The organism is Nonomuraea turkmeniaca, assembly GCF_005889735.1.
GTDB lineage: Bacteria > Actinomycetota > Actinomycetes > Streptosporangiales > Streptosporangiaceae > Nonomuraea > Nonomuraea turkmeniaca.
The window spans coordinates 23083-31331 of record NZ_VCKY01000126.1 but is presented as its reverse complement, the minus strand read 5'-3'; the positions used below and the strand labels follow the sequence as shown (position 1 = coordinate 31331).

Annotated in this window: 8 protein-coding genes; 6 read left to right on the top strand and 2 right to left on the bottom strand. The window is 68.3% G+C overall.

The window, feature by feature from the left end; translation table 11 throughout:
• Both ETD86_RS31420 and ETD86_RS31415 read right to left on the bottom strand, forming a co-directional pair.
• Window positions 1–200, bottom strand: a 200-nt coding sequence (locus tag ETD86_RS31420) for a dihydrodipicolinate synthase family protein (protein WP_211370434.1), incomplete at its 3' end; no start/stop codon positions are given.
• On the bottom strand, window positions 197–1087 hold the full coding sequence (locus tag ETD86_RS31415; RefSeq protein ID WP_138670213.1) for an NAD-dependent epimerase/dehydratase family protein: 891 nt from the start codon (window positions 1085–1087) through the stop codon (window positions 197–199). The genes ETD86_RS31415 and ETD86_RS31420, both read right to left, overlap by 4 nt.
• A gap of 190 nt (window positions 1088–1277) precedes the next feature.
• Between ETD86_RS31415 and ETD86_RS31410 the strand changes: the two genes are divergently transcribed.
• From ETD86_RS31410 to ETD86_RS31385, 6 genes are all read left to right on the top strand, one after another.
• On the top strand, window positions 1278–2231 hold the full coding sequence (locus ETD86_RS31410) for a LacI family DNA-binding transcriptional regulator (protein ID WP_138670211.1): 954 nt from the start codon (window positions 1278–1280) through the stop codon (window positions 2229–2231).
• A 196-nt stretch (window positions 2232–2427) separates the two neighbouring features.
• Window positions 2428–3390, top strand: a complete 963-nt coding sequence (locus ETD86_RS31405; RefSeq protein ID WP_138670209.1) for a carbohydrate ABC transporter permease — start codon at window positions 2428–2430, stop codon at window positions 3388–3390.
• Window positions 3374–4240 carry a carbohydrate ABC transporter permease gene (locus ETD86_RS31400; protein ID WP_138670207.1) on the top strand — a complete coding sequence of 289 codons (867 nt, stop codon included), beginning with the start codon at window positions 3374–3376 and terminating at the stop codon, window positions 4238–4240. The genes ETD86_RS31405 and ETD86_RS31400 overlap by 17 nt, the downstream gene beginning before the upstream one ends.
• A 51-nt stretch (window positions 4241–4291) precedes the next feature.
• On the top strand, window positions 4292–5581 hold the full coding sequence (locus ETD86_RS31395; RefSeq protein WP_138670205.1) for an extracellular solute-binding protein: 1290 nt from the start codon (window positions 4292–4294) through the stop codon (window positions 5579–5581).
• Window positions 5582–5590: 9 nt separating this feature from the next.
• On the top strand, window positions 5591–7033 hold the full coding sequence (locus ETD86_RS31390) for a Gfo/Idh/MocA family protein (protein WP_138670203.1): 1443 nt from the start codon (window positions 5591–5593) through the stop codon (window positions 7031–7033).
• On the top strand, window positions 7023–8213 hold the full coding sequence (locus ETD86_RS31385) for an alpha/beta hydrolase family protein (RefSeq protein WP_138670201.1): 1191 nt from the start codon (window positions 7023–7025) through the stop codon (window positions 8211–8213). The genes ETD86_RS31390 and ETD86_RS31385 overlap by 11 nt, the downstream gene beginning before the upstream one ends.
• Window positions 8214–8249 lie beyond the last annotated feature (36 nt).

Below are 8249 nucleotides of genomic sequence, written 5' to 3'. Positions count from 1 at the left end.
ACCTCGGCCGCCACCCGCACCGCCCGCGCGTGCTCGGCCTCCGACAACGCGGAGAACTCGCCGGTGCCACAGGCCACGAACACCCCGCCGGGACCATGCTCCATGCCCTGTCGGATGTGCTCGGCCAGCACCTGCTCGGCGAGCGTGCCGTCGGCGGCGAACGGGGTCACGGGGAAGAACAGCACACCGCTGAGATTCATAGGGATTCCTTCAGTTCAGTACGCCAACTACGCTTCGCCTGCCAGCCCAGCAACCGCTCGGCCTTGGCTGTGGAAAAGGCCGGGGAGGTCCCGGTGAGCCCGGCCGCGAACGGCTCCGTACCGGGGATGACCTGGGGGAGCAGCTCCGCCAGCGGCTTCCTGGCCAGCGCGTCCGTGGCGCCGACGAAGAACACCTCGCCGTTCGGCAGCTCGGGCAGCGCCTCGATCAGCACCCCCACCATCTCCGAGGCGTCCCGGGCGTCGACGTAGTTGAACAACGACACCCCGCCCAGCTCCGGCCGGTCCAGCCGCTCGCTGACGGTGTGCCCCGACTGCGTGGGCGCGCCGGCCCACTCCTCCGGAGGGATGACGAAACACGGCCTGATCGCGGCCAGCTTCGTCGTTCCCGCCTCGGCGAACGCCTTCATGGTCTGCTCGGCCGCCACCTTGGACAGGTTGTACGCGTTCCACGGCCGCACCGGGTGGTCTTCGTCGATCGGCAGGTACGCCGGCGCCCACCCGCCGGGGGCGCCGTACCCCATGACGGTCGGGCTGCTGGCCACCACCACGCTCCGCACCCCGAGGGTCACCGACGCCTGGCAGACGTTGAACGCCAGCTGCGTGTTGACCCGGTAGATCACCGATTCCGGCCGGCTGAACGGAGTGGCGATGGCCGCGAGGTGGATCACCGACTCCGGCCGGAATCTGGCGATCACCTCGAACGCCTCTCCCGTGTCCGTGAGGTCGGCCGGTAGGGTGGCCGCAGCCTCCGTCGGCGTGCCAGGGGCGCTGTCGACGCCGATGACCTCGTGCCCGGCCGCCGCGAGCGTGTTGACCACGCTGCGGCCGAGGCGTCCTGCGCTTCCGGTGACGAGGACTCTGCTCACCGTGAGGGGCTCCTTAGACTGCAAACAGTTGCACTAAACCTTTGTGTCACTGGGCCCAGGGCGTCAAGGGGTGATTTCATTCCCCTAGCGCCACCTGGGAGTTCCCGGTGGGTTTCGGTATGCCGTAGACCGGCAAGCGCTTTCAGCGTACTCAGGGTGTCTGCAAGCGGTTGCGTTAGGGTGGGCGACTGTGACAGTGACGATTCGTGATGTGGCCCGGGCGTCCGGCGTGCACGTGTCCACCGTGTCGCGGACGTTCTCCGCGCCGCACATGGTGAACGCCGCCACCCGTACCAGGGTACTGACGGTGGCCGAGGAGCTGGGATACCGCCCGAACCGGGCGGCGCGGGCGCTCACGACCGGCCGCACGCACAACCTCGGGTTGATCGTGGCCGACATCGCCAACCCGTTCTTCCCGCCCTTGATCAAGGCCGCGCACGCCGCCGCGCGGCAGCGGGACTACCACCTGTTCGTGGCCGACACCGACGAGGAGCCGGCCGCCGAGGAAGAGCTGGTGCAGGCGTTCTCCAAACAGGTGGACGGCCTGGTGTTGTGCAGCCCCCGCTCGTCCAACAAGGCACTCGAGCGGCTGGCCGAACGGGTGCCGTTCGTGGTGATCAACCGGAGGCTGCGCGGCGCCGCCACGGTGCTGATGGACGTCGGCCACGGGGCCAGGCTGGCGGTCGAGCACCTGGCCGGGCTCGGGCATCGCCGCGTGGCGCTGGTGTCGGGGCCGGCCGGCTCGTGGACCAGCGCGGAGATCCGGACGGCCGCCGAGCAGGTGGCCGGCATCGAGCTCGTCGTGATCGGCCCCAACGCGCCGACCGAGCGGGGCGGGTTCGCCGCCGCCCAGCGGGTGCGGGACGCGGGGGTGACCGGTGTGCTGGCCTACAACGACCTGGTGGCGATCGGGCTCATCGAGGGGCTCGGCGAGCTCGGGCTGGCCGTGCCCGAAGACGTGAGCGTCGTGGGGATCGACGACATCGTTCCCGGACGGCTCAACCGCCCCAAACTCACCACGGTGGCCATGCCCACCGCGGCGGCCGGGCGGTTGGCGGTGGATCTGCTCATCCAGGAGGTGAGCGCCACCACGTCGCTGGAGACGCGCCTGGTCATCAGGGACTCCACCGCACCGCCACGATAGCCAGGCCGCTGCAACCGGTTGTACTTTCCGAGAGCCAAATTCATCTGACTTCTTCGAAGGCCAACTCTGTCACCTGGGAAAACGCCGTTGCGATATATCGGTAACGGCTATGTAACGCCTGCAAAGGGTTGACGTAACTTTCCCGGCGGCTATAGGAAAGCGCTATCCATTCACATTTCGCCGGAAGGTCCGTGTGATGACTGACGTTTCGGTGGCGGTGAAGCCCCGGGGAGCGGCCACACAACCCGCACGCGGCGGTCACCGCTCCACCCAACGTTCCCGCCGTGAGGCGCGGGCCGCCTATCTGTTCCTGGCGCCCTGGTTCGCCGGCCTGCTCGTCATCACGGTCGGCCCGATCTTCGCCTCGTTGTACCTCTCCTTCACCGACTACAGCCTCCTGGAAGAGGCGAAGTGGGTCGGGTTCGACAACTACATCACGATGTTCACCGAGGACCCGAGGTTCCTGTCCTCGTTGAAGGTGACCACGATCTACGTGGTCGTCTCGGTCCCGCTGCAACTGGCCTTCGCGCTCGCGCTGGCTCTGGTGCTCGACCGGGGGCTGCGCGGCCTGTCGATCTACCGTTCGATCTTCTACCTGCCCTCATTGCTGGGCGGCAGCGTCGCGATCGCGATCCTGTGGCGGAAGGTGTTCGGCTCGGATGGCCTGGTCAACGCCGTGCTGGCGATCTTCGGCATCCAGGGACCCGGCTGGGTGGGCGACCCGGACACCGCGCTGGGGACGCTGATCCTCCTGCACGTGTGGACCTTCGGCGCGCCGATGATCATCTTCCTGGCCGGGTTGCGGCAGATCCCCAGCAGCTACTACGAAGCGGCGGCGGTGGACGGCGCGGGCATATGGCGCCAGTTCAGGTCGATCACGATGCCGCTGCTGACCCCGATCATCTTCTTCAACCTCGTGCTGGAGATCATCAAGTCCTTCCAGTCGTTCACGCAGGCATTCATCGTGAGCAGCGGCAAGGGCGGTCCGGCCGACTCGACGCTCTTCTACACGCTCTACCTCTACCTCAAGGGGTTCAAGAGCTACGACATGGGCTACGCGGCAGCGATGGCCTGGGTTCTCCTGCTCATCATCGCCGGGCTGACCGCGGTGAACTTCCTCGCTTCCAAGTATTGGGTCTTCTATGGCGACACCAAGTAGGCCGCTCCCGGTCCTGTTCCGTCCGCTCAAGGGCGGGCGTCTGGTCAAGCACATCCTGCTGATCGGCTTCGGCCTGGTCATGCTCTATCCGCTGTTCTGGATGATCTCCAGCTCGCTCAAGCCGGAAGAGCTGATCTTCCGGGAGCCCGGGCTGTGGCCGAGCCAGGTCACCTTCGAGAACTACACCCAGGGCTGGTACGCGCTGAAGCACCCCTTCGGCTACTACCTGTGGAACTCGGCAGTGGTCACGGCCCTGTCGGTGGTGGCGAACCTGGTGGCCTGCTCGCTGGCCGCCTACGCCTTCGCCCGGCTGAACTTCCCGCTGAAGAAGTTCTGGTTCGCGATCATGCTGGGCACGATCATGCTGCCGCACCACGTGGTCATCGTGCCGCAATACATCATGTTCTCCGAGCTCGACCTGATCAACACGATCTGGCCGCTGGTGATGCCCAAGGTGCTGGCGACGGACGCGTTCTTCGTCTTCCTGATGGTGCAGTTCATCCGTACACTGCCGAGGGAACTGGACGAGGCGGCCGAGATCGACGGAGCGGGCTACTGGCGGATCTTCATCAGAGTCGTCATGCCGCTCTGTATGCCGGCCCTGGCCACGACCGCGATCTTCACCTTCATCTGGACGTGGAACGACTTCCTCAGCCAGCTCCTTTACCTCAACAACCCGGACAACTTCACCGTTCCGGTCGCACTGCGCACCTTCCTCGACGCCAGCAGCGACTCGTCGTGGGGGCCCATGTTCGCCATGTCGATCATCGCGCTGGGGCCGATCTTCGGCTTCTTCCTGGCCGGTCAGAAGTACCTGATCCGTGGTGTCGCCACCACGGGCCTGAAGTAGCACCTCCAACTCAACACCCCCCAACTCGAATACCCCCTAGGAGGTAGAGCCGTGAGCTCTGGCAAGAAGATGTGGTCGGCGGCGCTGCTGGCCACCGCTGTGCTGGCGGTCACCGCGGCCTGTGGCAGCGGCAGCGGTGGCGGTGGCGACAGCGCCGGCGGCAAGACTGTGCTGCGCTTCTCCTACTGGGGCAGCGACGCGCGACAGAAGATGACCGAAGAGGTCATCAAGAAGTTCGAGGCCAAGAACCCGACCATCGATGTCCAGGGTGAGTTCTCCGACTTCGCCAGCTACTACGAGACGCTGTCCACGAAGGTCGCCGGTAGCGACGCGCCCGACGTCATCACCCTTGAGATCCGCGGCCTGCGCGAGTACGCCGACCGCGGCACGCTGGCCGACCTGGCCAGCAAGGTCAACACCGCCGATATCGACGCCAAGGTGCTGGGCACCGGCATCATCGACGGCAAGCAGTTCGCCATTCCCACCGGCGTCAACGCCTTCTCCCTGGTCGTCAACCCCAGCCTGATCCAGAGCAGCAAGGCGGAGCTGCCCGACGACACCAAGTGGACCTGGGACGACTACGTCGCTCTGGCCTCCAAGGTCTCCTCCGGCTCCGGCGGCAAGGTCACCGGAACGCAGCTGAGCTGGAACCCGGCGTACCTGCAGATCTACGCCGCGCAGAAGGGCGAGCCCTTCTACAACGGCAACAAGCTCGGCCTGAGCCCCCAGACGATCAAGGACTGGTGGGCCATCATGCAGAGCCTGATCAAGGACAAGGGCGCCCCCGACGCGGCCAAGAGCTCCGAGATCGGCGCGACCAGCATCGACCAGTCGCTGCTGGCCACCAACACCGGCGCGATGGGCATGTGGTGGAGCAACCAGCTCGGCGCGGTCACCAAGGCCTCCGGTCAGCAGCTGGACCTGCTGCGGATGCCGAAGGTGCAGGGCGCCACCTCCAGCGGCATGTTCCTGCAGCCGGCGATGTTCTACACCGCCTCCTCCAAGTCGGAGCACGCGGCCGAGGCCGCCAAGTTCATCGACTACATGATCAACGACGCGGAGGCGGGCTCGATCATCCTCAGTGACCGCGGCCTGCCGGCCAGCTCCAAGGTGCTGGCGGCGGTCAAGGACAAGCTGCCGGACGCGGACAAGAAGACGCTGGAGTTCATCGACAAGGTCAAGAGCGAGCTGGCCGACCCGCCTGCCGCCCCGCCGAAGGGCGCCAGCGCCATGGAAGACATCCTCACGCGGTACTCCGAGGAGGTCATGTTCGGCCGGATGACCCCTGACGACGCCGCACAGAAGTTCATCACCGAGGCGAACGCCTCGATCGCAGGCTAAAGGAGAGTTATGAGGTACGCGTTCGTCGGGCTCGGGCACCGCGCGCAGATGTACGTCGACGCGCTGCTCGGGGAGTGGCGTGACGCCGGCACCATCGTCGCCCTGTGCGACACCAACCGGACCCGCATGAATTATTACGTCGAGCGGATCGGCCGGCAGGTGCCGTGTTTCTCGCCCACGGAGTTCGACAAGATGCTCGAGCTCGCCGACGCGGTCATCGTCACGACCGTCGACGCCACGCACGCTCGTTACGTGTGCGCGGCGCTCGACGCCGGTCGTGATGTCATTGTGGAGAAGCCGCTCACCGTTGACGCCGAAGGTTGCGCGGCCATCGCCGCAGCCGCCGAGCGCAGCAGCGGCAAGCTGATCGTCACCTTCAACTACCGGTACTCGCCGCGTAACTCGGCCGTACGCCGGCTGCTCATGGAGGGCGCGATCGGCGAGGTGACGTCCGTGCACTTCGAGTGGACGCTCGACACCATCCACGGCGCCGACTACTTCCGCCGCTGGCACCGCGACCGGGCCAACTCCGGCGGCTTGCTCGTCCACAAGTCCACCCACCACTTCGACCTGGTCAACTGGTGGCTCGGGGCGGCTCCAGAGCTCGTCTTCGCCCAGACCGACCTGCGCTTCTACGGCGCCGAGAACGCCAAGAAGCGCGGCCTGGAGGAGCGTCCCGAGCGAGGGCAGGGCGCTCCGGGGCTGGGGACGGACCCGTTCATCCTGGACATCTCCGCCGACCCGCGGCTCAAGCGGCTCTACCTGGACGCCGAGCACGAGGACGGCTACATCCGGGACCAGGACGTCTTCGGCGAGGGCGTGAACATCGACGACAACATGTCCGTGCTGGTTCGTTACGACAACCGGACTATCCTCACCTACTCGCTGCACGCGCACGCCCCCTGGGAGGGCTACCGGGTGGCCTTCAACGGCACGGCCGGGCGGCTGGAGCTGGACGTGGTCGAGCGGGCGTGGACGTCGCCGCACGCCGCCATCGACCCGAGCGCGACCGGCAAGGATCGTGAGCGCGACCATCAAACACAGGAGCGGCGAACGGTCAGGCCCGAGAGCGGTAGCTCGCGTGACCAGCGAGGGCCGAGTGAGCGCGACCATCAAACACAGGAGCGGCGAACGGTCAGGCCCGAGAGCGGTAGCTCGCGTGACCAGCGAGGGCCGAGTGAGCGCGACCATCAAACACAGGAGCGGCTCACGCTGCACCGGCACTGGAGCAGGCCGGAGGAGGTGCCCATCGAGTCAGGAGCCGGCGGGCACGGCGGCGGCGACCGCCTGCTGCTCAACGATGTCTTCCGCGGTCCCGACAACGATCCGCTGGCCCGGCAGGCCGGCTACCGCGACGGCATCCGCAGTGTGCTGACGGGCGTCGCGGCCACCGTGTCGGCGACGACCGGCGTCCCCGTGCACCTGGTGGACGACGGGACCCGTGTCGGCTGAGACCACCGGGCCCGCGCCCGCCGCGCCGTCCGGGCCCGTTACCGTCGACCGGACCGGGCCCGTTACCGCGGACCGGGTCGAGCCTGACTCCACGGACCGGACCGGGCTCGTCTTCGCTGAGCTGGCCGGGATCGCCGCGGCGCAGCTCGGGATCTACCCGCACGCGGGACCCGAGCTGCGGGCGGCGGCGCGGGACGCCCTCGGGGTGCTGGACCTGCGTGCCGGCGACGTGCGGGTGGAGCGGACCTGGACCGACGGGGAACTGGCGGGCGAGGAGTTGTCCTGGTCCGTCGGGTTCGGGCCGCGGACCCACGCCTTCCTCCTGCGGCCCCGGGACGCGGCCGGGCCGCTGCCCGGGGCGGTGGCGCTGCACTGCCACGCCGGCATGAAGTGGGTCGGCAAGGAGAAGATCGCCGACGGCCCGGAAGCGTCCTCGCCGGAGGTGGTGCGGCTCAGGGAGGACATCTACGGCGGCCGCGCCTTCGTCAACGAGCTGGCCCGCCGCGGGTTCGCCGTGCTGGCGCACGACGTGTTCGCCTGGGGCAGCCGCCGCTTCCCGCTGGACACCGAGCCGGCCGCGCGGCCGTCGGCCCCGGCCGGCGACGCCGCGGCCCGCCCGCCGTTGAGCGCGGCCGACCGCTACGACGCCGCCGCCAAGCAACACGAGCACGTCGTGGCCAAGCACTGCGCGGTGCTCGGCACGTCGTTCGCCGGCGTGGTGGCCGGCGAGGACCTGGCCGCGGCGGCCTACCTGCGCTCCCGGCCCGACGTGGGCCCGGTCGGGTGCGCCGGCCTGTCGGGCGGCGGGCTGCGGGCCGCGCTGCTCGGCGCTTTCGACCCGGACATCGGGGCGGTCGTCGTCGCGGCGATGGTCTCGTCGTACCGGGACATGCTCGACGGGCACATCGCCAAGCACACCTGGATGTTGTACCCGCCGGGCCTGCCGCGCCTCGGCGACTGGCCCGACCTGGTGGCGGCCCGCGCGCCGGAGCCGCTCATGGTCCAGTACGCGATGAGCGACGCGTTGTTCCCCGAATCAGGCATGCGCCGCGCCCACACCATGATCAGCGAGCGTTACCAGGACGGCCCCTACGAGGCGGTCTTCGCCGACGTGCCACACAGCTTCGACGTGCCCCGGCAGGAGCAGGCCTTCGACTGGCTGGCCCGCCACCTCCGATGACCTGCCGCCGCCCGGCCTGCCCCGGGCGGCGGCACC

Coding starts and splice junctions, on each gene's coding strand:
- ETD86_RS31405 (WP_138670209.1), top strand. CDS start 2,428: ATGACTGACGTTTCGGTGGCGGTGAAGCCCCGGGGAGCGGCCACACAA.
- ETD86_RS31400 (WP_138670207.1), top strand. CDS start 3,374: ATGGCGACACCAAGTAGGCCGCTCCCGGTCCTGTTCCGTCCGCTCAAG.
- ETD86_RS31390 (WP_138670203.1), top strand. CDS start 5,591: ATGAGGTACGCGTTCGTCGGGCTCGGGCACCGCGCGCAGATGTACGTC.